The following is a 24,866-nucleotide window of genomic DNA, read 5'->3' on the forward strand; positions in this document are numbered from 1 at the left end:
TGCGTTTCAGACGCGCCGACCCCAACGCCCCCGCCAAACCGCCCCGCAGCACTTGGGCGCGCATGCTGACTGCCTTTGTTGCCGGCGCAGTCGCCGTGCTGGCGTTCGCCCCTTTCGGCTACTGGCCGCTGCAAATCCTCAGCCTGGGCGTGCTGTTCTACCAGGTGCTGCGCGCGGCAAACGTCAAGGCCGGTGCACTGATCGGCTGGGCCTACGGCTTCGGCTGGTGCGCGGCCGGCACGCACTGGCTGTATATCTCGATGCACCGCTATGGCGACATGGCCGCGCCGATCGCCGCCATCGCCGTGGCCTTGCTGGCACTCTTGATGGCCATCTACGTGGCCCTGGCCATGGGCGCGGCCGCCTGGCTGCGCCAGCGCTGGGTGCTGTCCCTGCCCGCCATGACCTTGCTGGTGCTGCCCGCCACGTGGACGCTGTTCGAATGGACGCGCGGCTGGCTGTTTACGGGTTTCCCGTGGCTGGCCACCGGCTACGCCCACAATGCCAGCCCGCTGGGCGGCTTTGCCCCCATCGTCGGATCGTACGGCCTGGGCTGGCTGGCGGCGCTGTCCGCCGGCGCCCTGCTGCTGCTCGTCCACCCCCTGCACCGCACGCGCTGGAGCGCGCTGGGCGGCGTCATCGCTCTGTACGCGGCCGGCGTTGGCTTGCAATACGTGAACTGGACCCACCCGGTCGGGCGCCCCATCACCGTGCGCCTGTTGCAGGGCAATGTGCCGCAGCAGCAGAAATTCGACCCCGGCTTCGTGCTGGGCGCCCTGCAGATGTACCAGAGCGCCATCACCAGCACGCCGGCCGACCTGATCGCCACGCCGGAAACGGCCGTCACCGTGCTGCCGCACCAGCTGCCGCCCGGCTATCTCGATAGCCTGGCGACGTATGCGCAGCAGACGGGCAGCACGATCCTGGTCGGCATGCCCGTGCTCGACGAGCAGCAGCGCTTCTACAATGCGGCCCTGGGGATTTCCCCCAATGGCGCGGGCGGTCCCTACTACCAGTACCGCAAGCACCATCTGGTGCCGTTCGGCGAATTCGTGCCGCCCGGCCTGCACTGGTTCGTCGCCATGATGGCCATCCCGCTGGGCGACATGGGCCGCGGCGCCGAGGTGCAGGCGCCGCTGCAGGTGCGCGACCAGCTGGTGCTGCCGAATATCTGCTACGAAGACTTGTTTGGCGAGGAAATCGCCGGCCAGCTGGCCAGCGCGCACCGCCATGGCAAGCAGTCGGCGTCCGTGCTGCTCAATATCTCGAACCTGGCCTGGTTTGGCGACTCGATCGCCATTCCGCAGCATCTGCAGATTTCGCAGATGCGCAGCCTGGAAACGGGTCGCCCGATGCTGCGCTCGACGAACACGGGCGCCACCGCCGTCATCGACGGCAAGGGCGTGGTGCAAAGCCTGCTGCCACTGGAACAGCAAGCCACGCTGGCGGCCAAGGTGCAGGGCATGGGCGGCATGACGCCATACATTCTGTATGGCAACAAACTGGTGCTGGCCCTGGCCGCGCTGGCCCTGCTGACGGCCTTTCTGCTGTCGCGCGCCGCCCGCCGTGGCCGCGCCGCGCAGCAATAAGCGGCCGATATTGCCCGAAGAGTCACAGTGGGCCCGTAAAAACCGCTAAAATTAGCAAAACCCCGGCCCGGACGCGCTTGTTAGCGGCGTGCGGGCTTCAAGCAAACCTTAACAGCGCGCAGTCTCCCGCGCGGCGAACTCATACGATGCTCACATTTCAACAAATTATCCTGACCTTGCAAACCTATTGGGACAAGCAAGGTTGCGCCCTGCTCCAGCCTTACGACATGGAAGTCGGCGCCGGCACCTTCCACACCGGTACCTTCCTGCGCGCGATCGGCCCGGAACCGTGGCGCGCCGCGTATGTGCAGCCGTCGCGCCGCCCGAAAGATGGCCGCTATGGCGAAAACCCGAACCGTATGCAGCACTACTACCAGTACCAGGTCGTGTTGAAGCCGGCGCCGGAAAACATCCTCGACCTGTATCTGGGTTCGCTGGCCGCGCTGGGCCTGGACTTGAAGCAGAATGACGTGCGCTTCGTCGAAGACGACTGGGAAAGCCCGACCCTGGGCGCCTGGGGCCTGGGCTGGGAAGTCTGGCTGAACGGCATGGAAGTGACCCAATTTACCTACTTCCAGCAAGTGGGCGGCCTCGATTGCAAGCCCGTGCTGGGCGAGATCACCTACGGCATCGAACGCCTGGCCATGTATCTGCAGGGCGTGGAAAACGTGTATGACCTGGTATGGACCGAGTGGGAAGAAAACGGTATTACGAAAAAACTGACCTACGGCGACGTCTTCCACCAGAACGAAGTGGAGCAATCGACCTACAACTTCGAGCACGCGAATACGGACCTGCTGTTCGAACAGTTCGGCAACTACGAAGCGGAAGCGAAGCGCCTGATCGAACTGCAACTGACCCTGCCCGCCTACGAGAAGATCATGAAGGCCTCGCACAGCTTCAATATGCTCGACGCGCGCGGCGCCATCTCGGTGACGGAACGCGCCGCCTACATCGGCCGCGTGCGCACCCTGTCGCGCCTGGTGGCGCAAGCGTATTACGACTCGCGCGAACGCCTCGGTTTCCCGATGCTGCCCGCCGCAGACCAAGCCGCCGCCTAATTCGAGCCTCCACACCGCCGTACCTGACAAGAACACCATGAACCAAACACTGCTCATCGAACTGCTGACCGAAGAACTGCCGCCGAAAGCGCTGGCCAAACTGGGCGCCGCCTTCACGGCCGGTATCGTCAACGGCCTGAAATCGCGCGACTTCCTGGAAGCCGACAGCGTTGCCACCAGCTACGCCTCGCCGCGCCGCCTGGCCGTCTCCATCACCAACGTGCGCGAAGTCTCGCCCGACAAATCGATCCGCGAAAAAGTCCTGCCCGTCTCCGTGGCGCTGGACGCGAACGGCAACGGCACGCCGCCGCTGGCCAAGAAACTGGCCGCGCTGGGCTTCCCCGATCTGACGGTGGCCGAGCTGGAACGCGCCGCCGACGGCAAGGCGGAAAGCTTCTTCTACACCTACACGGCGCCGGGCAGCCAGCTCGCCACAGGGGCGCAGGCCGCATTGACGGAATCGGCCGCCAAGCTGCCGATTCCAAAACTGATGAGCTATCAGCGTCCGGACGGCACCACCGTGCAGTTCGTGCGCCCGGCCCACAGCCTGATCGCCCTGCACGGCATCAATATCCTGCCGTTGACCCTGCTGGGCTTGACGGCCGGCCGCACCACCCTGGGCCACCGCTTCCTCACCGACGGAGAACCGATCACCATCGCGCACGCGGAAAACTATGCGCCGTCGCTGATTCTCAACGCCAGCGTCATCGCCAGCAACGAAGAACGCAAGGAGCGCATCCGCGCCCAGCTGCTGGACAAGGCCGGCACCGACCAGGTGCTGATGCCCGAAGCGCTGCTCGATGAAGTCACGGCCCTGGTCGAATGGCCGGTCGTGTATGAGTGCCACTTCGAGGAAGAATTCCTGGCCGTGCCGCAGGAATGCCTGATCCTCACGATGCAGACGAACCAGAAATATTTTGCGCTGACGGACAGCGAAGGCAAGCTGCGCTCGCGCTTTTTGATCGTCTCGAACATCGAGACGGACACGCCCGAGCACATCATCGGCGGCAACGAGCGCGTCGTGCGCCCGCGCCTGTCCGACGCCAAGTTCTTCTTCGAGCAAGACAAGAAGAAAACGCTGGCATCGCGTCTGCCGCTGCTGGCCAACGTCGTCTATCACAACAAGCTGGGCACGCAAGCGGCCCGCACAGAGCGCGTCAAGTCGCTGGCCGGCGCCATCGCCGCCAAGCTGGGCTACGACGTGGCACTGGCCGAACGCGGCGCCCTGCTGGCCAAGGCCGATCTGCTGACCGACATGGTGGGCGAATTCCCCGAACTGCAAGGCATCATGGGCACGTACTACGCGCGCCATGACGGCGAACCGGAAGAAGTGGCGCTGGCCGCCTCCGAACACTACCAGCCGCGCTTTGCCGGCGACAGCCTGCCATCGACCGCCACCGGCACCGCCGTGGCCCTGGCCGACAAGCTCGAAACCCTGGTCGGCATCTGGGCCATCGGCCTGGCGCCGACAGGCGACAAGGACCCGTTCGCGCTGCGCCGCCACGCCCTGGGCGTGCTGCGCATGCTGCTGGAAAAACGCCTGCCCTTGTCGATCCAGGGCTTGCTGTTTGACGCCGCTGCGCAGTTCGCGTCGGTGCCAGGCTTCAAGGACCCCGTCGCGGATGTGACCACCTTCATGCTGGACCGCCTGCGCGGCATCCTGCGCGAGCGCGGTTTCTCGCCGAATGAAATCGAAGCCGTCGTGGCGCAGAATCCCGACCGCCTGGACGACATCGTGCAGCGCCTGGAAGCCGTGCAGGCGTTTGCCGCGCTGCCGGAAAGCGCCTCGCTGGCAGCGGCCAACAAGCGCATCACGAACATCCTGAAAAAGAACGAGGAAGCCGTGAGCCAGGTCGCCGCCGGCGGCGTCAACGTGGCGCTGCTGCAGGACGAGGCGGAGAAAAAACTGGCCGCCGCCGTCTCGCGCGTGCAGCCGGAAGTCGATGCGGCCTTCGCCAAGGGCGACTTCACCAGCACCCTGCAAACCCTGGCGCAGCTGCGCGATGACGTCGATGGCTTCTTCAACGACGTGATGGTGATGGCCGAGGATGTCGCCCTGCGCAACAACCGCCTGGCCTTGCTGTCGTCCTTGCACGGCATGATGAACCGCGTGGCCGACATTTCCAAGCTGGCGGCATAATGGGCACTCCGGCGCTGAAACTGATTATTCTCGACCGCGACGGCGTCATTAATCATGACTCGCCGGACTTCATCAAGTCGCCGGCCGAATGGCTGCCCATCCCCGGTTCGCTCGAAGCGATAGCCCGCCTGAACCAGGCCGGCTATCGCGTCGTAGTCGCCTCGAACCAGTCCGGCATCGCGCGCGAATACTTCGACATGACGGTGCTCAACGCGATCCACCAGAAGATGCACACCCTGGCGCAGCAGGTGGGCGCCGATATCGACGCCATCTTCTTTTGCCCGCATGCGGGCGCGGACAATTGCGACTGCCGCAAGCCGAAACCGGGCATGTTCCATGAAATCTCGCAGCGCTACAACACCAGCCTGCGAGGCGTGCCCACCGTCGGCGATTCGCTGCGCGACCTGCAGGCCGGCTTCATCAGCGGCTGCGTGCCCTACCTGGTCTTGACGGGCAAGGGCGAAAAAACCAACGAGACGGGTGGCCTGCCGCCCGGCACTCAGGTCTTCCCCGACCTGGCCGCCGTCGTGAACCACCTGCTCAAGGCGCCCGCCGCACCGGCGCCCACCGTGGCATTCAGTATCTAATCTTCGGAGAACCGCATTGCGTAATATTTCCCTGTTCCTGCGATCACTGCTGTTCATGATCATCATGATCGTGGCCACCATCGTCTGGGCCTGCGTGTGCTTTTTTGCCGCGCCATTGAGCTACAACAAGCGCTATTGGGTCACCTCGCGCTGGAATGTGTTTATCCTGTGGTGCGCCAAGGTCATTTGCGGCATCCGCTATGAAGTCAAGGGCGCCGAGAACTTCCCGGACGCGCCGGCCATCGTGCTGTCGAAGCACCAGTCGGCATGGGAAACCATCTTCTTGCTGCCAAGCCTGCCCCGTCCGCTCGTGTATGTGTTCAAGAAGGAGATCCTGTACATCCCCTTCTTCGGCTGGGCCATGGCGCTGCTGCGCATGATCCCCATCGACCGCAAGCAGGGCAAGCATGCGTTCAAGAGCGTGGTCGCACATGGCAAGCGCCGGCTGGCCGATGGCCAATGGATTATCATGTTCCCTGAAGGTACCCGCATTCCCGTGGGCCAGGCGGGCAAGTACAAGAGCGGCGGCACGCGTCTGGCCATCGCCACGGGCGCCGTGGTGGTGCCGATTGCGCACAATTCAGGCGAGTGCTGGCCCAAGCAGTCATTCCTCAAACGCCCGGGACTGATCACCGTCTCGATAGGCAAACCGATTTCGCCGGAAGGGCAAACCCCGGACAGCATGATGCAACAGGTGGAAAATTGGATAGAATCAGAAATGCGCGTCATTTCGCCTCACGCCTACAACGCTGGCTAGACGGCATCAGCGCGGTCATCCAGGAGCCGACACTGCGCCAGCAGATGAAGACCATCAAGGTCGGCGACCAGCAACTGGATTTGTTCGCGCATGACGTCTCGACCAGCACGCCCCCGGCGGTGCGCCCCACGGCACCGCCAGCGCCGCCCGTGGCGCCACCGGTAGTGGCGCCCGCGCCGCCCATCGTTCGCCCTGCCCCGCCTCCCCTGCCTTCCCCGCCACGCACCGCCGATGGCCCGCCGCTGCGCCAGCTGCAGCTGGGCAGCCACCTCGTCGAATTCGCCCTGCGCCGCTCCACGCGCCGTTCCATCGGCTTCATGATCGACGATAACGGTTTGCGCGTCACCGCGCCCAAGCGCGTCACCCTGGCCGAAATCGACAACGCCATCCGCGCCAAGCAAGGCTGGATCGTCTCGAAACTGCTGGAACGGGGCGAGCGCAAGGTGCAGCGCCAGCAGCGCCCGCCCGTGGCATGGGTCGATGGCGCCGTGCTGCCCTACCTCGGTGGCGAGATCACCTTGCGATTGCACCAGGCGCCGCGCCACCGCGCCAGCTTTCAGCGCGATACCAATGAGCTGCACGTGTGGGTCACGCCCACGGGCAGCGAGCAGCAATTGAAGGAAAAAGTGAAGGGCTGGTTCCAGCACGAGGCGCGCCAGCTGTTCGAAGCACGGCTGGACCTGTATGCGGACAAGCTGGGAGTGCGCTACGATTCGCTGTCGCTGTCGTCGGCCGGCACGCGCTGGGGCAGCTGCACCATCGAGCGCAAGATCCGCCTGAACTGGCGCCTGATCCACTTCGCCCTGCCGCTGATCGATTACGTCGTGGCGCACGAACTGTCGCACCTGCTGGAAATGAACCACAGCCCCCGCTTCTGGGCCACCGTGGAATCGATCTATCCCGATTACGATGGGGCCAAGCAGGCATTAAGGAAGCGCTCGCAAGAACTGCCGGTGTTGTTTTAACGGTACTCCGACCAAACGGCGCAAAGCTGGGGTCAGACCCGGCGGGTCTGACCCCGGAATTAAACCAACAATAAAGGTTGAATCGCCGCGATGGTGCGCGGCGTGGCGCCCCGGTGCTGGTTGGCAAAGGCCAGCGCCTTTTGACCCATCGACGATAAACGCGCGGTATCCTGCAGCAAGGCAGATGCCTGCGCCATCAGCGCATCGGCATCCGCCACCAGCGCGGCGCCGCCGGCGGCAATCGCCTGCTCGGTGACCAGCGCGAAATTGAAGGTGTGCGGGCCGATCAGCACGGGCTTGCCCAGGGCCGCCGGTTCGATCAGGTTTTGCCCGCCCAGCGGCAGCAGGCTGCCGCCAACGAATGCGCAATCGCAGGCCGCGTAATATGCAAACATCTCGCCCATCGAGTCGCCCAGCAGCACCTGCGTGCCCGCCGCAACGGTATCGTCCTGCGCCAGGCCGGACCTGCGCTGCACGGCCAGGCCGTGCGCCGCGATCAATTTTTCCACCTCGTCGAAGCGCTGCGGGTGGCGCGGCACGATCAGCAGCAGCGCATGCGCCGGCAAGCTGGCGCGGATATATGCATCGAGGATCAGCTGCTCTTCGCCTTCGCGCGTGCTGGCGCACAGCAGCACGGGGCGCGCACCGATGGCGGCGCGCAGCGCTGCCCCCGTCGCCAGGGCCGCCTCGGGCACGACGACGTCGAACTTGATGCTGCCCGTGACCACCACGTCCTGCACGCCCAGCTGGCGCACGCGATCGGCATCGTCCTGCGTCTGCGCCGCCACCAGGGTGATGCCGCGCGCCGCATCGGCAATCAGCTTGCCCAGACGCTGCGCCTTGCCCAGCGAACGCTGCGACAAGCGCGCGTTGGCCAGCACCACGGGCACTTTGTAGCGAGTGCATTGGTGGATCAGATTCGGCCACACTTCCGTCTCCATCAGGATGCAGATGCGCGGGGCGAAATGGCGGATGAAACGGGCCGGCATGGCGCCCGTGTCGTAGGGCAGATAGCTTTGCACGAGGCGCGCGCCGTGTTTGGCGAACAGCGCCTTGCCCGTCGCGCGCCCCGTCGGCGTCATGTGCGTGAGGACGATGCGGCACCTGGGCCAGGCGGCCAGCAGCGCATCGATCAGCGGCTCGGCCGCGCGCGTCTCGCCAACGGAGACGGCGTGCAGCCAGATGGTGTCTGTAGCCGTTGTCGGCTGGCGGCCGTAAAAGCCCAGGCGCTCGCCCCAGTGCTGGCGGTAGCCGGGTTCCTGGCGTCCGCGCAGCCACAGCCGCGCCAGCACCAGGGGCAAGGCCAGCCACCAGGCAAGGGTATAAAGAAGTCGCATGATTGTTGAATGTTAAGGTCAGGCGGTTGAAGTCAGGCGGGAGGATGCTCGGCCAGCAGGCGTTGTGCCGCGGCCAGCACTTCCGGCACGCCGGGCGGCGTACCCTTGTCGCCCAGGTTGATGATGTTCGGCGACCAGTTGCCTTCCGTTTTCCACAGCGGAGAATCGGCATAGATTTCCACCGTCGGGCGCACGAAGGCGGCCGCGATATGCGTCAGGCCCGTGTCGACGCCGATCACCAGCGCCGCGTGGCGCGCCAGCAGGGTGGCGTCGTCCATCGACAGTTTCGGCAGCACGCGCGCGTTCGGCAGAGCGGCCGCCAGTTGTTCGGCTTCCGCCTTTTCCCTGGGCGAACCCCAGGGCAGCAAAATCGGCATCGGTGCCAAGGCACGGCCCAGGGCGATCCAGTTTTCCGGCGCCCATTTCTTGGCGTCGCGCGCCGTACCGTGGAAATACACGCAGCAGGGAGCCTCGCCCATCCAGTCCGGGCGCGGCTCGTTGCGCGAGACTTCCGGCAAGCCGAAATCGGCCGGCGTGTCGACCGTGTAGCCGAGTGCAGCGGCAGCGACCAGGCGGCCGCGCGCTACCGCATGCGTGCGCGGGTCGAGCGAAATGCTTTTGGTGTGGAACAGGCGCGAGATGCCTTCGTAGCCGGAGCCTTCGCTGCCATTGGCCAGGCCGACCTTCTGTCCGCCCGGCGCCAGGCGCGCGGCGCCCATGATGATGCCCGTCTTGAGCAAGCCCTGGGTATCGAACACATAATCGTAGCGCGTCTGGCGCAGGCTGCGGAAGAAGGCGGCGATTTCCGCGCGCGTCTCTTTCTTGCCCAGGCTCTTGCGCCAGCGCCGCAGCGCGAACGGGAAAATGGTATTGACGCGCGCGTTCAGGCGCACCAGGCTGGTGTAGCCCTCTTCAACCACCCAGTCGATGGTCGCGTTCGGGAAATGGCGGGCGATGTCCGCCACCATCGGCAGGTTATGCAGCACGTCGCCCAGCGAGGACACGCGCACCAGCAGGATTTTCAAGGGCGCCTGTGCGCCAGGTTGAGCGGCCATGCTGTCAGAACGGCAGCACGGCGTCAGGCTTGGCGGCCAGGATCACGCTCTTGAACTGTCCCTGGATGCGCGCCAGGGCTGCCGGCGTTTCCGCTTCGAAGCGCATGACGATTACTGGCGTGGTGTTCGACGAGCGGGCCAGGCCGAAGCCGTCCGCGTATTCCACGCGCAAGCCGTCGATGGTGATGATCTGTTCATTGCCGGGGAAGACGGCGTCGCGGCGCAGCATGTCCATCAGCGCGACGTTCTCGCCCTCCTTCAGCTCCAGGTGCAGTTCCGGCGTGCTGTCGGACTGCGGCAGGGAATTCAGCAAAGCCGACGGATCCGCTTCGCGCGTGAGGATTTCGAGCAGGCGCGCGGCCGAATACATGCCGTCGTCGAAACCGTACCAGCGGTCCTTGAAGAAGATATGGCCGCTCATTTCGCCGCCCAGCGGCGCACCCGTTTCGCGCAGCTTGGCTTTTACCAGCGAGTGGCCCGTCTTGTACATCAGCGGTACGCCGCCATGCTTGCTGATCCACGGCGCCAGGTGGCGCGTGCATTTCACATCGTACAAAATCTGCGCGCCAGGATGGCGGGTCAGCACGTCGGCCGCGAACAGCATCATCTGGCGGTCAGGGTAGATGATCTGGCCATCCTTGGTGACCACGCCCAGGCGGTCGCCGTCGCCGTCGAAGGCGATGCCGATTTCGGCATCCGTCTCGGCCAGGCAGCGGATCAGGTCCTGCAGGTTTTCCGGGTGCGCCGGGTCCGGATGGTGGTTCGGGAAGTGGCCATCGACTTCGCAGAACAGTTCGATGACTTCGCAGCCCATGCCGCGGAACAGGTCGCCCGCGAACGCGCCGGCCACGCCATTGCCGCAGTCGACGGCGATCTTGATCGGGCGCGCCAGCTTGACGTCGCCCAGGATGCGCGCCAGGTAGGCGGCGCGGATATCGTGCGTGGCATAGGTGCCCGGCTTGGCACTGGCGCTGCCGTCGTGCGCGACAATGCTGTGGTACAGCGCCTGGATCGCTTCGCCGTGGATCGCTTCACCGGCCAGCACCATCTTGAAGCCGTTGTAGTCGGGCGGATTGTGGCTGCCCGTGACCATGATGCCGGAGCGCGTGTCGAGCACATTCGTGCCGAAGTAGACCATCGGCGTGGCCACCACGCCCAGGTCGATCACGTCGACGCCCGCCGCTTGCAAGCCCTGCGCCAGCGCCGCCGTCAATTCCGGTCCCGACAGACGGCCGTCGCGGCCGATCACGACCCGCTGCTCGCCCTTGGCCAGGGCGGCCTGGCCAAATGCCTGACCGATCTTGTGGGCCACGCCGGCATCGAGGGTTTTAGCGATGATGCCGCGAATATCGTAGGCCTTGAAGATCGTTCTGGACAATGGGAGCATGGTGTGGCCGGTATAAGTAGGGTCAATAAGGTGCCTGGCAAGGTGCAGCGCGCGGCTGGCGGCTTGCCACTACGCCAAGAGTATACCGAATTATACGCGCAGCAGATCGATCGACTTGCCCGATTCCACCCACTGCCTGACCCACAGCGGCTGACGGCCACGGCCTGTCCATTGCTCGGCCGCATTCTCAGGATGGCGGTAACGCACCGCGACTTTGCCCGTGCGCGGGTGCAAGCCATCGAGTATCAGCTGTTTCAGCGGAATACCGGCTTGCTGCGCGATGGCCATGATCTGTTCGCGCGCCTTGTTCAAGTCTTGGCGCTCGCGGCTGTTCAATTCCTGTTTGACATTATCTTCCAGTTTGCGCAATTCCAGCATCGTCATCGTAGACAGATCCATTGGTACATCCTTTATATTCATTTAAATAATAAAATCACGTGGAATATACTACATTGCATAAATATCTGTGCACCAACGCATAATCCATCATCAATTGAATCACGGCCCTCGATTTATTTGGCGGGCCAACATTAAGATTAAATGAAGAATATACCGGACGCACGCATGAAAAATGAATAACCATGAATTAAATGGCATTCCCGCGTGCCTGAACGGCATGCCGGCGGATTAGTATTCCTATACGGCAGCGTGACATACCGCTGAATCAAATTCCCATGCGGCATAATCGGCGCCCGCGTTTTTCTTCCCGCCGGCCATGCGCGCAATCGGGCACCTGCCAGAAATGCCCCAACGCCAAAGGGCGGGCATGCTTATAATGCAGGCGCGTAGTTCACTTCACCCCGGCACATATGAAAACTTACTTTATCGGCGATCTGCAAGGCTGTCATGCACAAACCGTCGAATTGATCGAACGGATCCAGGCGGCAGCGGGCGGTCCGTACCGCCTGCTGTTCGCGGGTGACTTGATCAATCGCGGCCCGGCCTCGCTGGCCACCCTGCGCCACGTGCACGCCCTGGCGCAGCAAGGCCTGGCCGACAGCGTCCTGGGCAACCATGACTTGCACTTGCTGGCCGTGGCCAACGGCATCCGGCCCGAGCATGCGTCCGACACCCTCGCCGACATCCTCGATGCACCCGACCGCGAGGAGTTGATCAACTGGCTGCGCCAGCGGCCACTGGCACTGGAACACGATGGCCATGTGCTCGTGCATGCAGGCTTGCTGCCGCAATGGAGCGCGGCCCAGGCCCTGTCCCTGAGCGGGGAGGTATCCGCCATGCTGCGCAGCGACGATTGGGTGGCGTTCCTGCGCACCATGTACGGCAACGAGCCGGCCGCCTGGCGCGACGACCTGCAGGGCGCCGACCGGCTGCGCTGCATCGTCAACGCCATGACGCGGCTGCGCTTTTGCACGCCGGACGGCGTGATGGATTTCAAGATGAAGGAAAGCGGCAGCCCGCCGCCAGGCTCCGGCCTGCTGCCCTGGTTCGACGTGCCGGGCCGGCGCAGCGCCGGCGACACCATCGTCTTCGGCCACTGGTCGGCGCTGGGACTGCTACTACGGCCGCACCTGATCGGACTCGATAGCGGCTGCGTCTGGGGCGGGAAACTCTCGGCCGTGTGCCTGGAAGACCGCTCGCTGCTGCAAGTCGACTGCCCCGCGTTCCAGCAGCACAGCGGCAAGCAGTAAGCGCCAAGCTTGGCGCGCATATGCTTAGTCGAAATCGGTCGTTGGCCTTGCCGCGTCTGGCCCGTATGATGGAGCTTTTGCCTTTGCGATCCCATGCATCCTGATACCGACAGACTGGCGCGCTGGCTGCTCGGCAGCCTGGAACTCGACACCGCCGTCCTGCATGTGGGCCAGTACTGCGGCCGCTGGCGCGCTTCCACGGCGGGCCGGGAACTGGGCAGCTTTCACCTGGTGCTCGATGGCCATTGCTACTTGCACCTCGACGGCGCGGCGCCCATTGCGCTCGGCCCGCGCGACGGCGTCTTCCTGCTGCGCGACTTGCCGCACTTCCTCAGTCCCCACAGCGATCCGCTGCAGGCGGCGAGCGCGCAAGCGATGCTGCCGCTGCAAACGCCCACGCAGCAGCCGGCGACGGCGCTGGCCTGCGGCTTCTTTCAATTTCGCGGCGCCCTCTCCGCGCTGATCGTCGACTCGTTCCCGCCGTATCTGCTGATACGCGGCGACGCGCCCGCCTTCAGCGCCGCCGCCGCGCTGTTCGACCTGATCCTCGCCGAAGCAGGCGGCGATCCGGAGCAACCGTCGCCGCTCATCGCGCGCCTGGTCGAGCTGCTGTTCTTTTACCTGATCCGCCATGTGGCGCAGGGCGAGCAGGTGGCGGCCGGCCTGCTGTCGCTGCTGCACCAGCCCGCATTTTCGCCACTGCTCGAACGCATGCTCGACGCCCCTGCCGACGACTGGTCGATCGAGAACATGGCCAAGGCAGCGTGCATGTCGCGCGCCAGCTTCTGCAAGCATTTCGCCAGCGCCAGCGGCCACTCGCCGGCCCAGTTCCTGCTCCTGCTGCGCATGAAGATCGCCGCGCGGCGTCTGCACGACGGCGTCTCCGTCGAACGCGCCGCCGAACTGGTGGGCTACCGCTCGCACGCCGCCTTTACGCGCGCCTTCAAGCGGGTCACGGGCGAGCAGCCGGGCGCCTACCGGCGCGACCAGCGATTGCGCCAGCTGGCCAGCTAAGAGCCTGCCGGAATCAAGGATCACACAATCGCAGACGAACGAGCACAAAAGGACGACGCTGACGTCTGTTGCGTGCACGGCATGGCCGATATAATGACCGGGTGACTTACTAACTTAGCAAGGTACCCCATGTCCCGTCTGACGCTGCACACTCTCGATACCGCCCCGGCCGACAGCCGCCCCTTCGTGGAAAAGGCCATCGCCAACAATGGCTTCCTGCCCAATCTGATCGGCGTGCTGGCCAATGCCCCGCTGGCACTGGAAACCTATCTGACCGTCTCCGGCATCAATGCGCGCGCCAGCCTGACCCTGATGGAGCGCGAAGTGGTGCAGATCACGGCCGCGCGCATCCATGGCTGCGATTTCTGCATCGCCGGCCATAGCGCCATCTCGCTGAAAAAAGCGGGCCAGACACCGGACACGGTGCGTGCCCTGCAGCACGGCCAGCCGACGGGCGATACGAAGCTCGACGCCGTCGCCGCCTTCGCCACGGCCGTCATCGCCACGCGCGGCGCCGTCAGCGACGCCGAATATCAAGCCTTCCTGGCCGCCGGCTACAACGAACAGCAGGCGCTCGAAGTCGTGCTGGGCATCAGCCTGGCCACCCTGTGCAATTTCTCCAACAGCCTGGCCGGCACGCCAGTCAATCCGCAATTGACCCCCTACCTGCCTGGCGCCGTCTGACATGGCGAACCTCACTCACTGGCTGCACATGCATGCCGACCAGCTCGACCAATCGCCGGAGCTGGCTGAAACCGTATTGCCGGCATTGGCCGGCGACAAGCTGCTGGCCATCGGCGTACCGCAGGAACACGGCGGCGCGGGCGGCGACGTGCGCGACGCCATCGACGCCATCGCCAAAGTGGCCGAGCAATCGGTGACGGCGGCCTTTGTCTTCTGGGGCCAGCGCTGCTTCATCGAATTCCTGCTGCAAAGCGAGAACCGCGCACTGGCCGAGCGCCGTTTGCCCGGCCTGCTGGCCGGCACGCAGGCAGGCGCCAGCGGTCTGTCGAACGCGATGAAATTTTTGTCCGGCATCGAACAGCTGCAAATCACGGGCGCGCGCCACGATGACGGCTTGCTCGTCGACGGCGGCCTGGCCTGGGTGACCAACTTGCGCAAGGCCGGCTTTGTCGCGGCGGCCGCCGTGGCGCCCGACGACGGCGCGCCCCCCGTCATCGTCGCCTTCGACAGCGGCACGGCGGGCGTCAAGCGCAGCGATGACCTGGACCTGATTGCCCTGCGCGGCAGCAATACGGCTTCCGTCAAGCTGGCGCAGGTGCACATCCCCGCCGCGGACATCATCAGCGACAACGCGCCGGCCTGGCTGCCGCAGGTGCGCCCATCGTTCCTCGGCATGCAATGCGGCCTGTCGATCGGCCTGGCGCGCGCCAGCCTGGCAAAGGCGGCGCAAATCTCGGCCGGCTCGCGCAACCAGCTCACGCCACGCATCGAAGCGCTGCAAGCGACACTGAAAAGCGCCGTCGCCACCTTGCTGGCCGGCGTGCACGATGGCCGCTTCAAGACGCAGGCGCCGGCCATGTTCCGCCTGCGCATACAGCTGGCCGACGTGCTGCAGCAGGCGCTGATGCTGGAACTGCAAGCCATGGGCGGGCGCGCCTACCTGAACGCCGAACAGCAGGGCTTTGCCCGCCGCTGGCGCGAATCATCGTTCATCCCCATCGTCACCCCCAGCCTGACGCAGTTGCAATCGGCCTTGCAGCTGTTCGACAGCCAGCAGGCGGCAGCGGGAGCCCCGGCATGAGCGTTGCTGATTGGGCCTTGCAGGCGCAGGACCTGAGCTTTTCCTATGCGGGCAGCACGCCCGTGTTCCAGCACGTCTCGCTGGGCGTGCGCAAGCGCGAGATCGTCTGCCTGCTGGGCGGCAGCGGCTGCGGCAAATCGAGCCTGCTGCGCGTGCTGGCCGGCCTGCAGCCGCCATCGACGGGCGCCATTCAATTCCTCGATGCGCCCATGCGCGAACCGGACCCGCGCAGCGCCCTCGTGTTCCAGCAGGCGAGCCTTTTGCCCTGGCTGAACGTCACGGGCAACGCGGGTTTCGGTCTGGATTTCAAGCACCAGCCGCAGCTCACGCGCGCAGCGCACGAGGCGCGCGTGGCGCAAGCCATCGAAGCGGTGGGCCTGAAGGGCCGCGAAAAACTGTATCCGTCCGCGCTGTCGGGCGGCATGGCGCAGCGCGTGGCGCTGGCCCGCGCGCTGGCGCGCGAACCGGAACTGCTGTTCGCCGACGAACCGTTTTCCGCCCTCGACGCCATCACCCGCGCCGAGATGCAGTCGCTGCTGGTCGACGTGGTGCACCGCTGGCACACGGCCGTGCTGCTGGTCACGCACGACATCGACGAAGCCATCCTCGTCGCCGACCGCATCCTGCTCATGGGCGGCAAGCCGGGCAACATCGTGCGCGAATGGCCCGTCGCCATCGACCAGCCGCGCATCGGCCACAGCGCCGACGTGATCGCCCTCAAGATGGACATCCTCGACGCCCTGCAAGCGCTGCAACAGCAAGATCAGGCCCACGCCGCCCACTAATGCACTTTATTGGAACCTTCATGTCCCTCCCACACGATAACAAACCTCTGCATATCTGCGCCTCCTCCGATTGCGACTGCGGCCTGACGCGGCGCGACTTCCTGCGCATGTCGGCCCTGGCCACGGCCAGCGTCGCCTCTCCCCTGCTGTTCGCCGGCGACGCCATGGCCCAGCAAGGCCCGAAAGGCGATGACCAGCCCGTAAAAATCGGCTACCTGCCGATCACCGACGCCACCCCGCTGCTCGTCGCCCACGCCCGCAAGCTGTTCGAGGCGGAAGGCTTGCAGGCGGAAACGCCGCGCCTGTTCCGCAGCTGGGCGCAGATCATCGAAGCGTTCGTCGCCGGCCAGGTCAACGTCATCCACCTGCTGTCGCCGGCCACCCTGTGGGTGCGCTACGGCGCCAAGTTCCCCGCGAAAGTCGTCGCCTGGAACCACGTCAACGGCTCCGCGCTGACCGTGGCCAACGACATCAACAAGGTCTCCGACCTGGGCGGACGCACGGTCGCGATTCCATTCTGGTACTCGATCCACAACATCCTGCTGCAGCAGATCCTGTCCTCGAATGGCCTGACGCCGGTCACGCGCGCGCGCAACGCGGCCATCAAGCCGAATGAAGTCAACCTGATCGTGCTGGCGCCGGCCGAAATGGTCTCGGCCCTGGCCAGCAAGTCGATTGCCGGCTACATCGTGGCCGAGCCTTTCAATGCGGCGGCGGAAAACGCCGGCATCGGCAAGATCCTGCGCTTCTCGGGCGACGTGTGGAAAAACCATGCGTGCTGCGTCACCTTCCTGTCCGAGCGCGACATCAACACGCGCCCGGAATGGGCGCAAAAGGTCACCAACGCCATCGTCAAGGCGCAGTTGTGGACGCGTTCGAACCAGGTCGATACGGCCAAGCTGCTGTCGAACGTGGGCGAGCACCGCTACACGCCGCATCCGCTGCAGGTGCTGACGAAGGTGCTGGCCACCACCGATTACGCCGGCTATGAAAAGCAGGGCCTGATCGTGCACAAGAACTGGCAGCAGCGCCGCATCGACTTCCAGCCCTATCCATTCGCCTCGTACACGGAAGAACTGGTGCGCGCCATCGGCCGCACCAAGGTGGAGGGCGATACGCGCTTCCTGGCGAATCTCGATCCGAAATTCGCCGCGCGCGACCTGGTCGATGACCGTTTCGTGCGCAAGGCCATCACGGCAGTCGGCGGACCGGCCGCCTTCGGCTTGCCGGCCAATCTGCTGCGCAGCGAAACCGTGGCGGTCTGACGATGGCAAGCAAGTTGTTCACGAAGTTCGGCCTGCCCCTGGTGGGGCTGGCCTGTGCCTTGCTGCTGTGGTCCATGGGCGTGACGGCGCTGGAGAAATCCACGCCGATCGCCACCGCCTTCGCGCCCTTGCCCACGGCGCTGGCGTTCAGGGAGATGCTCGGTGGTTCCGATATCTGGCTGCACGTGGTCTTGAGCCTGCAAAGGGTCGCCGTGGGCCTGGGGCTGGCCATCGTAATCGGCGTGCCGCTCGGCGTGCTGGTGGCCATGTCGAAGAGCTTTTCCGGCGCGGCCATGCCGCTGTTCCAGCTGCTGCGCATGATTTCGCCGCTGTCGTGGATGCCGATCGCCGTGATGGTGCTCGGCGTCGGCGACGCGCCCGTATACTTCCTGCTGGCGTTCGCGGCCGTCTGGCCCATCCTGCTCAATACGGCGGCCGGCGTGGCGCGGCTCGACCCGAACTGGCTGCTGCTGGCGCGCAGCCTGTCGGCCACGCGCAGCGAGATCGTCTTCAAGGTGATTTTGCCGGGCATCACGGCCGATATCCTGACGGGCGTGCGGCTGGCCATCGGCATCATCTGGATCGTGCTGGTGCCGGCGGAAATGCTGGGCGTATCGGCCGGCCTCGGCTACTTCATCCTCGACACGCGCGACCGCCTCGCGTATTCGGAGCTGATGGCCGCCATCGTGCTGATCGGGATGTTAGGTTTCATCCTCGACTACCTGGCCCGCGCCGCGCATGCGCGCTGGCTGCACGTCAAAAACTAGGCCGCCTTTTCCAGCGGCAGCGCAGCGGCCACGGCCGCCTGCGTTGCCGCCGCCAGCTCACGCCGGTGCGCGTCGGCCGTCGCCACTGGCGCCAGACAGGTCAGGCGCGCCGTGATCGGCGGGCCGCTCAGGATCGCCACCATGCTTTGCGCAAAGCTCATGTCGCCGATGAAGTCGACGGCGTGATGCAAGGCCCCCTTGTCATCCACGTACACGAGCGCGAACGGCTGCACCGGCACTTGCGCGTCGATGGCCGCCTCGAACAGGTTGGCGTGAAACGGCAGGATCTGCCCTTGCGCGGCGGTCGTGCCTTCGGGGAAAAACGCAATGCGTTCGCCCGCCGTCAATTTGTCCACCAGGCCCTGGAAGATCAGGCGCAGGTCGCGCTTGCTGCCGCGCGAAATGAAGATGGTGCCGGCGCGCCCCGCCAGCCAGCCGAGGATAGGCCAGGCGCGGATTTCCGCCTTGGCGACGAAACGGCAAGGGTGGACGGCATTGATGACGAAGATGTCGAGCCACGAGACGTGGTTCGCCACCATCATCGCATGGTCGAGTGCCGGCACGCTGTCCGCCGGCTGCGCCACGTGCACGCCGCAGATGTCGAGCAGCTGCGTCGACCAGCGGCGGATGCGCCGGTTGCGCCCTTCCAGGTCCAGCCAGGGAAAGAGCACGGCGCTCTTGGCCATGCCGCAGCTCAGGTGAATGGCGATGCGCGCGAGGCGGTAGGTAAGCAGAAGTTTCAAATGACACCAAGGTTGGAAGCAAAGCCATGCAGCTGCGTAGGTCGGCTTGGCAGCGCCCGCGAGGCGCTGCGTAAGCCGACAGGAGCCGCCATGGACTTGTCGGATTACGCGTACCGCTACTCCGACCTACGGCTCCGATACAAAAAATTAACGCTGAAACGCCACCTGTCCGGCAACGATGGTCGCCTTGACGATGCCGCTCAGCTCATAGCCGAGGAAAGGCGTGTGCTTGCCCTGGCTGGCCAGCGACGCCGACGACACGGTCCAGCGCGCGGCGGGATCGAAGACGCAGATGTCGGCCGCTTCGCCCACGGCCAGGCTGCCGGCCGGGATGCCGGCGACACGCGCCGCATCGGACGTGACCTTGGCCACGGCGCGCGCCAGCGGACGCTCGCCCGTTTGCGGCTGGTTCAAGGCGTAGTCGTCGGCCCATTTCAGGGCCAGCGACAGCAGCAGTTCCAGGCCCGTGGCGCCGGGCGACGCTTCGCCGAACGGCAGCAGTTTTTCATCGTCGTCGACGGGCGTGTGGTCCGAGCACATGGCGTCGACCGTGCCGTCGAGCAGGCCGGCGCGGATCGCATCGCGGTCGCGCTGGCTGCGGAACGGCGGCGTGACGCGCGCGTTCGGATCGAAGAAACCGATGTCGGCGTCCGTCAGGTGCACATGGTGCACGCCGACGTCGCAGGTGACGGGCAAGCCTTCGGCCTTGGCGGCGCGGATCAGTTCCAGGCCCGCCGCCGACGAGATGCGGCACAGGTGCACGCGCGCGCGGCTGGCGCGCATCAATTCGAAAATCGTGTGCAGGGCGATGGTTTCGGACATCACGGGCACGCCGGACAAGCCCAGGCGCGACGCCAGCGGGCCGCTGTGGGCGATGCCGCCACGGCCGATGTGCGGGTCTTGCGGGCGCAGCCAGACCGTGTAGCCGAAGGTGTTCGCGTATTGCATGGCGCGCAGCAGCACGGTGGTGTCCTCGATCGGCTCTTCCGCCTGCGCGAAGCCGATGCAGCCCGCTTCCGTCAGTTCCGCCATTTCCGTCAGCGACTTGCCCTTCAAACCCATGGTCAGCGCGCCCAGCGGGTGCACGTGGGCCTTGTTCTGCGTCTTGGCGCGGTATTTCAGCATCTCCACCAGGCCCGGCTCATCGAGCACGGGGTCGGTGTCGGGCGGGCAGACCAGGCTCGTGACGCCGCCCTGCAGCGCCGCCTGCAGTTCCGATTCCAGGGTCGCCTTGTATTCGTAGCCCGGCTCGCGCAGGCGCGCGGACAGGTCGACCAGGCCGGGGGAAACCACCAGGCCGGCCGCGTCAAACGTGGTGTCGGCGGTGAAGCCGGCCGGGGCGCTGCCCACGGCCAGCACCTTGCCGTCGGCGATAAACAGGTCTTGCAAGCCATCGATGCCGTTGGCAGGGTCGATCAGGTGGCCGTTCTTGATATGTAGTGTCGTCATGCTCGCTTACTCGTCCTTGGGCTATCAGCCCTGATTACCAGCCAAAATACTCATTACCGCCATGCGCACGGCGATACCGAAGGTCACCTGCGGCAGGATCACCGCCTGCGGACCGTCGGCCACGGCCGAATCGATTTCCACGCCGCGGTTCATCGGGCCCGGGTGCATGACGATGGCATCCGGCTTCGCCAGCGCCAGGCGTTCGGGCGTGAGGCCATAGCTCTTGAAGTATTCCTGCGCCGACGGCAGCAGCGCGCCGCTCATGCGCTCATTCTGCAGGCGCAGCATGATGATCACGTCCACGCCCTTGAGGCCTTCATCCATGTTGGTGAAGGTGCGCACGCCCATCTGTTCCAGGCCGCCCGGCAGCAGGGTGTGCGGGCCGATGGCGCGCACTTCCGGCACGCCCAGAGTGGTCAGCGCATGGATGTCGGAACGGGCCACGCGGCTGTGCAAAATGTCGCCCACGATGGCCACCGTCAGGTTGGTGAAATCCTTCTTGTAGTGGCGGATCGTGTACATGTCGAGCAAGCCCTGGGTCGGGTGCGCGTGGCGACCGTCGCCCGCGTTGACCACGTGGACGTGCGGCTGCTTGGTGTCGATCAGGTGCTTGGCGATCAGGTAGGGCGCGCCCGACTGCGCGTGGCGCACGACGAACATGTCGGCGTGCATGGCCGACAGGTTGTCGATGGTGTCGAGCAGCGATTCGCCCTTGCTGGCCGACGAGGCCTGGATGTTCAGGTTGATGACGTCGGCCGACAGGCGCTTCGAGGCGATTTCGAAGGTGGTGCGGGTGCGCGTGGAGTTTTCAAAGAACAGGTTGAAAACGCTCTTGCCACGCATCAGCGGCACCTTTTTCACGTCGCGGTCGGAAATGCCGACGAACGAGGAAGCCGTGTCGAGGATATGGTTGACGATAGACTTCGGCAAGCCTTCGATCGTCAGCAGATGTTGCAGTTCGCCGTGTTTATTCAGTTGCGGATTAAGCATGGTTGTTATCTATGGTGAGCGTGAATTTTCCATCGTCGGCTTGCTTCAGGACCAGGGCCTGGCCCGGCGGCACGGCAGTGAAGGCGGCCACGAAATCGGCGGCCACCGGCAGCTGGCGTTCGCCGCGGTCGACCAGGGCCGCCAGCATGATCTTGGCCGGGCGGCCATAGTCGAACAATTCGTTGATGGCCGCGCGCGTGGTGCGGCCCGTGTACAGCACGTCGTCGACCAGCAGGATGGTGGCGCCGGCCACGTCGAAGCTGATTTGCGTCGGCTTGACGTCCGCATGCAAGCCCTTCTGGGCAAAGTCGTCGCGGTAGAAGGACACGTCGAGCACGCCCAGACGGTCGAGCAGATTCAGATCGCGCGCCAGGCGTTCAGCCAGCCAGGCGCCGCCCGAATGGATGCCGACGATGGCCACGTTGGGGATGCCCGTCAGGCCGCTCCGCACCTGCTGCAGCAAATCTGCATACAGGGCCTCGGCGTCGAGTTGGGAAGGATTCGCAGGATGCGGCATAGAGTTCTTAATCATTCAGGGAGGGAGTCTAGGGTCAGATTAATAATTCGCGTCGAAATACTGTTGCAGGATGATGGCGGCGGCGCGGTCATCGATCACTTCGCCGCGCTTGGCGGCGATCACGGCCGAGGAATAGCGCTCGTCGACCAGTTCCACGGGCAGGTTGAAGCGGCCATGCACCTGGTTGGCGAAACGGCGGCAGCGCGCGCTCATCTCGTGTTCCGTGCCATCGGGGTGGCTGGGCAAGCCCACCACGATGCGGCTGGCGCCCCACTCCTTGATCAGGTTATCGATGGCGGCAAACTTCGGCTCGTTCGCCGTGGCCGTGATCACGCTGAGCGGCTTGGCCTGGCAAATCATGGTATTGCCGATGGCCACGCCGATGCGTTTCAAGCCGAAATCGAAGGCAAGGATGGTGTCGATGGCGTCACCGCTCATGCGTGGCCAGCCTCGCTCGCCAGCATGAGGGGATCGATACCGAGTAACTTGATGGCCGCCACGTAGCGCTGTTCGATGGGGAAATCGAACAGGATATCGGCCGAGGCGCCTACCGTCAGCCAGCCGTTGCGGCCGATCTCGTCTTCCAGCTGGCCCGGGCTCCAGCCCGAGTAGCCGATCGAGACGAGCATGCGCTCGGGACCATCGCCCTTGGCGACGGCTTCGAGCACGTCGATCGAGGTGGTAAACGCCACTTCATCGGTCACCGTCAGCGACGAGGAATAGCGCGCGCCCGGCGTGTGCAGCACGAAGCCGCGGTCATCCTGCACGGGGCCGCCGAACATGATCGGCTCGTTGATGATGGGCGTGTCGCTGCCAGCCTCGAGTTTCAGGTCGATGCGGTCGAACAGCACTTCCATGGTCATGTCGGTGGGTTTGTTGATGACGACGCCCAGCACGCCGTTTTCATTGTGTTCACACACGTACACGACCGTGCCGCCGAAGATCGGATCTTGCATGGCCGGCATCGCAATGAGGAAATGGTTCGCCAGATTCAGGGTGGAGGAACCGGTCGCGGCCGGCTCTCCCACACCCTGCATCAGACGATGTCCTGGTAGAGTCTGGTCGATTTTACTCTTTTTCATACGCGATGCTCTCTCTGTGGGCTTGCTGGCAAGTCTCGCTTACCCCGCTATCGTACGCCCGGCGCAAGCGGCCGCATATCTTGGGCGGCGCGCACCGTGGTGCCAGGCGTTATTCTTGTTATGTTATAAATTAATGATCAATTCGCTATGCCTGCAGGCGCATTTCAATGCCAATTGTAAAATTGATTGCAAAATCGCTGTCGCACATAAAGTACCGCGAACATACCCGCTAGTTTACACTGAATTGCCGCCGCAGCGACGCCAAAGGCGCGACGCGAGCGGCCATAAAGCCCTGTTGACGGCAAAAAATCGCCTATCTTTGACCTTGAACACGCGAAATAATGACAATTAAGACTTCCCTGGTGTGGTTCCGCCGCGATCTGCGCGCGTTTGACCATGCTGCACTGCATCACGCCCTGCGTCAAAGCCAGGCCGTGCATTGCGTCTTCGTATACGACACCGCCATCCTGGCAGCCCTGCCGCGCCGCGACCGGCGGATCGACTTCATCCATGCCAGCGTGGCCGAGCTGGCCGCCGAGCTGCGCCAGCTGGGCGGCGACCTGATCGTGCTGCACGCGGACGCGGCCGAGGCGATTCCGCGCCTGGCCGCCGAATTGAACGCCGACGCCGTCTTTGCCAACCACGACTACGAACCGCAGGCGATCGCCCGCGACGCCACGGTGGCCGCCGCGCTCACGCACGACGCGCGCCTGTGGTTCAGCTTCAAGGACCAGGTCATCTTTGAAAAGGACGAGGTATTGACGCTCTCGGCCAAACCCTACACCGTCTATACGCCGTATAAAAATGCCTGGCTGAAGAAAATGCGCGCCGAACCCGCCTGCCTGGCGCCGTTCGCTATCGAACCGCATGCGGCCAGCCTGGCGCCGCCCCGCGCCGGCACGCCGTCGCCCCTGCCCAGCTTGGGCGAACTGGGGTTCGAGGCCAGCAACCTGGCCGAACTGGCCATCCCCACCGGCATGTCGGGCGCCAGCGCGCTGTTCGAGGATTTTTTGCCGCGCGTGGCCCGCTATGACGTGGCGCGCGATTTTCCCGCCCTGAAGGGACCGTCCTACCTGTCCATGCATTTGCGTTTCGGCACCGTGTCGCTGCGCTATCTGGTGCGCACCGTGGTCGATCTGATGGACCGGGGCGGCGGCGGCGATGGGGCGCCCGTGTGGCTGGCCGAACTGATCTGGCGCGATTTCTACGCCATGATTTTGTACCAGAACCCGCACGTGGAAGGCGGCGCCTTCAAACCGGCCTACGACGCCATCGCCTGGGAAACGGGAGCCGAGGCCGATGCCGCCTTTGCCGCCTGGTGCGAGGGGCGCACCGGCTATCCTCTGGTCGACGCGGCCATGGCACAGCTGAACCAGACGGGCTATATGCACAACCGCCTGCGCATGGTCACGGCCTGCTTTCTGATCAAGGATCTGGGCATCGACTGGCGGCGCGGCGAAGCGTATTTCGCGCGGCATCTGAACGACTTCGACCTGGCCTCGAACAACGGCGGCTGGCAATGGGCATCGTCGTCCGGCTGCGATGCGCAGCCTTACTTCCGCATCTTCAATCCCATCACGCAGTCGGAAAAATTCGACGCCGGCGGACGCTTCATCCGCCGCTACCTGCCGCAGCTGAAGGCGCTGGGCGACAAGGAAATCCACGCGCCCTGGCTGGTGCCGCGCATACTGCTCGAGCAAAAAAACATCGTGCTGGGACGCGACTATCCCGAACCCATCGTGCAGCACGACGAGGCGCGCAAGGAGACCCTGGAGCGCTATGCCGTGGTGAAGGTGGTGGGGTAAGCAGGTAATTGATTGGCATTACGGTGATGTCGGGTTACGCGCTGCGCGCTAACCCGACCTACCCGACATGCGCCATCGTGCAAGAGCGTAGGTCGGATTGGCGGGGCAAGGCCCCGCGTAATCCGACAACATCGTTGGCGCTTGTGACGGCGTCGTG

General features: G+C 64.9%; 24 protein-coding genes. 14 read left to right on the forward strand and 10 right to left on the reverse strand.

What is annotated here, in order from left to right; all coding sequences use genetic code 11:
- Positions 1 to 62 precede the first annotated feature (62 nt).
- The 6 genes from lnt (at position 63) to AC1Q6X_RS20610 (ending at position 7,099) form a co-directional block, all read left to right on the forward strand.
- A complete protein-coding gene (lnt, locus tag AC1Q6X_RS20585) occupies positions 63 to 1,589 on the forward strand; it encodes an apolipoprotein N-acyltransferase (protein WP_492498272.1) in 1,527 nt (508 codons plus the stop codon).
- Positions 1,590 to 1,735: 146 nt separating this feature from the next.
- Positions 1,736 to 2,650 carry a glycine--tRNA ligase subunit alpha gene (gene glyQ / locus AC1Q6X_RS20590; RefSeq protein ID WP_070290459.1) on the forward strand — a complete coding sequence of 305 codons (915 nt, stop codon included), beginning with the start codon at positions 1,736 to 1,738 and terminating at the stop codon, positions 2,648 to 2,650.
- 37 nt (positions 2,651 to 2,687) lie between these two features.
- Positions 2,688 to 4,790 carry a glycine--tRNA ligase subunit beta gene (gene glyS / locus AC1Q6X_RS20595; RefSeq protein WP_492498273.1) on the forward strand — a complete coding sequence of 701 codons (2,103 nt, stop codon included), beginning with the start codon at positions 2,688 to 2,690 and terminating at the stop codon, positions 4,788 to 4,790.
- Entirely contained in the window at positions 4,790 to 5,377 is a 588-nt protein-coding gene (gmhB, locus tag AC1Q6X_RS20600) for a D-glycero-beta-D-manno-heptose 1,7-bisphosphate 7-phosphatase (protein WP_083287342.1), read from the forward strand. The genes glyS and gmhB overlap by 1 nt, the downstream gene beginning before the upstream one ends.
- A gap of 16 nt (positions 5,378 to 5,393) precedes the next feature.
- Positions 5,394 to 6,134, forward strand: a complete 741-nt coding sequence (locus AC1Q6X_RS20605; RefSeq protein WP_034746739.1) for a lysophospholipid acyltransferase family protein — start codon at positions 5,394 to 5,396, stop codon at positions 6,132 to 6,134.
- Positions 6,135 to 6,178: 44 nt separating this feature from the next.
- Positions 6,179 to 7,099, forward strand: coding sequence for a M48 family metallopeptidase (locus tag AC1Q6X_RS20610; RefSeq protein ID WP_492419812.1), 921 nt, complete (start codon positions 6,179 to 6,181; stop codon positions 7,097 to 7,099).
- A 59-nt stretch (positions 7,100 to 7,158) separates the two neighbouring features.
- Here AC1Q6X_RS20610 and waaA read toward each other — a convergent pair whose 3' ends face one another.
- The 4 genes from waaA to AC1Q6X_RS20630 form a co-directional block, all read right to left on the reverse strand.
- Positions 7,159 to 8,436, reverse strand: coding sequence for a lipid IV(A) 3-deoxy-D-manno-octulosonic acid transferase (gene waaA, locus AC1Q6X_RS20615; protein WP_492498274.1), 1,278 nt, complete (start codon positions 8,434 to 8,436; stop codon positions 7,159 to 7,161).
- A gap of 32 nt (positions 8,437 to 8,468) precedes the next feature.
- Positions 8,469 to 9,491, reverse strand: a complete 1,023-nt coding sequence (gene waaC / locus AC1Q6X_RS20620; protein ID WP_492498275.1) for a lipopolysaccharide heptosyltransferase I — start codon at positions 9,489 to 9,491, stop codon at positions 8,469 to 8,471.
- Positions 9,492 to 9,495: 4 nt separating this feature from the next.
- The gene (locus AC1Q6X_RS20625; RefSeq protein WP_492498276.1) at positions 9,496 to 10,878 is read right to left on the reverse strand and encodes a phosphomannomutase/phosphoglucomutase; all 1,383 of its coding nucleotides are present in this window, start codon (positions 10,876 to 10,878) and stop codon (positions 9,496 to 9,498) included.
- A gap of 90 nt (positions 10,879 to 10,968) precedes the next feature.
- The gene (locus AC1Q6X_RS20630) at positions 10,969 to 11,277 is read right to left on the reverse strand and encodes an H-NS histone family protein (protein ID WP_070290469.1); all 309 of its coding nucleotides are present in this window, start codon (positions 11,275 to 11,277) and stop codon (positions 10,969 to 10,971) included.
- A 410-nt stretch (positions 11,278 to 11,687) separates the two neighbouring features.
- Here AC1Q6X_RS20630 and AC1Q6X_RS20635 point away from each other — a divergent pair, with 410 nt between their 5' ends.
- The 7 genes from AC1Q6X_RS20635 to AC1Q6X_RS20665 all read left to right on the forward strand — a co-directional run bounded on the left by AC1Q6X_RS20635 (position 11,688) and on the right by AC1Q6X_RS20665 (position 18,123).
- On the forward strand, positions 11,688 to 12,527 hold the full coding sequence (locus tag AC1Q6X_RS20635; RefSeq protein WP_070222106.1) for a symmetrical bis(5'-nucleosyl)-tetraphosphatase: 840 nt from the start codon (positions 11,688 to 11,690) through the stop codon (positions 12,525 to 12,527).
- Between the two features lie 93 nt (positions 12,528 to 12,620).
- Positions 12,621 to 13,541 carry an AraC family transcriptional regulator gene (locus AC1Q6X_RS20640; protein WP_070222108.1) on the forward strand — a complete coding sequence of 307 codons (921 nt, stop codon included), beginning with the start codon at positions 12,621 to 12,623 and terminating at the stop codon, positions 13,539 to 13,541.
- A 129-nt stretch (positions 13,542 to 13,670) separates the two neighbouring features.
- Entirely contained in the window at positions 13,671 to 14,225 is a 555-nt protein-coding gene (locus AC1Q6X_RS20645) for a carboxymuconolactone decarboxylase family protein (RefSeq protein ID WP_070222110.1), read from the forward strand.
- A 1-nt stretch (position 14,226) separates the two neighbouring features.
- A complete protein-coding gene (locus AC1Q6X_RS20650) occupies positions 14,227 to 15,306 on the forward strand; it encodes an acyl-CoA dehydrogenase family protein (RefSeq protein ID WP_492498277.1) in 1,080 nt (359 codons plus the stop codon).
- A complete protein-coding gene (locus tag AC1Q6X_RS20655) occupies positions 15,303 to 16,091 on the forward strand; it encodes an ABC transporter ATP-binding protein (protein WP_070310174.1) in 789 nt (262 codons plus the stop codon). The genes AC1Q6X_RS20650 and AC1Q6X_RS20655 overlap by 4 nt, the downstream gene beginning before the upstream one ends.
- A 20-nt stretch (positions 16,092 to 16,111) precedes the next feature.
- Positions 16,112 to 17,356: an ABC transporter substrate-binding protein gene (locus AC1Q6X_RS20660; RefSeq protein WP_492498278.1), complete on the forward strand. Its 1,245-nt coding sequence runs from the start codon at positions 16,112 to 16,114 to the stop codon at positions 17,354 to 17,356.
- A 2-nt stretch (positions 17,357 to 17,358) separates the two neighbouring features.
- Positions 17,359 to 18,123: an ABC transporter permease gene (locus AC1Q6X_RS20665; protein WP_070222119.1), complete on the forward strand. Its 765-nt coding sequence runs from the start codon at positions 17,359 to 17,361 to the stop codon at positions 18,121 to 18,123.
- On the opposite strand, the gene AC1Q6X_RS20670 is transcribed toward AC1Q6X_RS20665, so the two are convergent.
- The 6 genes from AC1Q6X_RS20670 to AC1Q6X_RS20695 form a co-directional block, all read right to left on the reverse strand.
- On the reverse strand, positions 18,120 to 18,866 hold the full coding sequence (locus tag AC1Q6X_RS20670) for a lysophospholipid acyltransferase family protein (protein ID WP_070290477.1): 747 nt from the start codon (positions 18,864 to 18,866) through the stop codon (positions 18,120 to 18,122). The genes AC1Q6X_RS20665 and AC1Q6X_RS20670 overlap by 4 nt on opposite strands.
- A gap of 147 nt (positions 18,867 to 19,013) precedes the next feature.
- Positions 19,014 to 20,315 carry a dihydroorotase gene (locus AC1Q6X_RS20675; protein WP_409027851.1) on the reverse strand — a complete coding sequence of 434 codons (1,302 nt, stop codon included), beginning with the start codon at positions 20,313 to 20,315 and terminating at the stop codon, positions 19,014 to 19,016.
- A 24-nt stretch (positions 20,316 to 20,339) separates the two neighbouring features.
- On the reverse strand, positions 20,340 to 21,305 hold the full coding sequence (locus AC1Q6X_RS20680; protein WP_034746695.1) for an aspartate carbamoyltransferase catalytic subunit: 966 nt from the start codon (positions 21,303 to 21,305) through the stop codon (positions 20,340 to 20,342).
- A complete protein-coding gene (pyrR, locus tag AC1Q6X_RS20685) occupies positions 21,298 to 21,822 on the reverse strand; it encodes a bifunctional pyr operon transcriptional regulator/uracil phosphoribosyltransferase PyrR (RefSeq protein ID WP_121670442.1) in 525 nt (174 codons plus the stop codon). The genes AC1Q6X_RS20680 and pyrR overlap by 8 nt, the downstream gene beginning before the upstream one ends.
- A 39-nt stretch (positions 21,823 to 21,861) precedes the next feature.
- Positions 21,862 to 22,260 (reverse strand): Holliday junction resolvase RuvX, encoded by a 399-nt coding sequence (gene ruvX, locus AC1Q6X_RS20690; protein ID WP_227742041.1) that lies wholly within the window; start codon positions 22,258 to 22,260, stop codon positions 21,862 to 21,864.
- Entirely contained in the window at positions 22,257 to 22,859 is a 603-nt protein-coding gene (locus AC1Q6X_RS20695; protein ID WP_070222127.1) for a YqgE/AlgH family protein, read from the reverse strand. The genes ruvX and AC1Q6X_RS20695 overlap by 4 nt, the downstream gene beginning before the upstream one ends.
- A gap of 386 nt (positions 22,860 to 23,245) precedes the next feature.
- Here AC1Q6X_RS20695 and AC1Q6X_RS20700 point away from each other — a divergent pair, with 386 nt between their 5' ends.
- Entirely contained in the window at positions 23,246 to 24,709 is a 1,464-nt protein-coding gene (locus AC1Q6X_RS20700; protein WP_492498279.1) for a cryptochrome/photolyase family protein, read from the forward strand.
- Positions 24,710 to 24,866: the final 157 nt, after the last annotated feature.

The organism is Janthinobacterium sp. GW823-FHT06H09 (assembly GCF_058794735.1).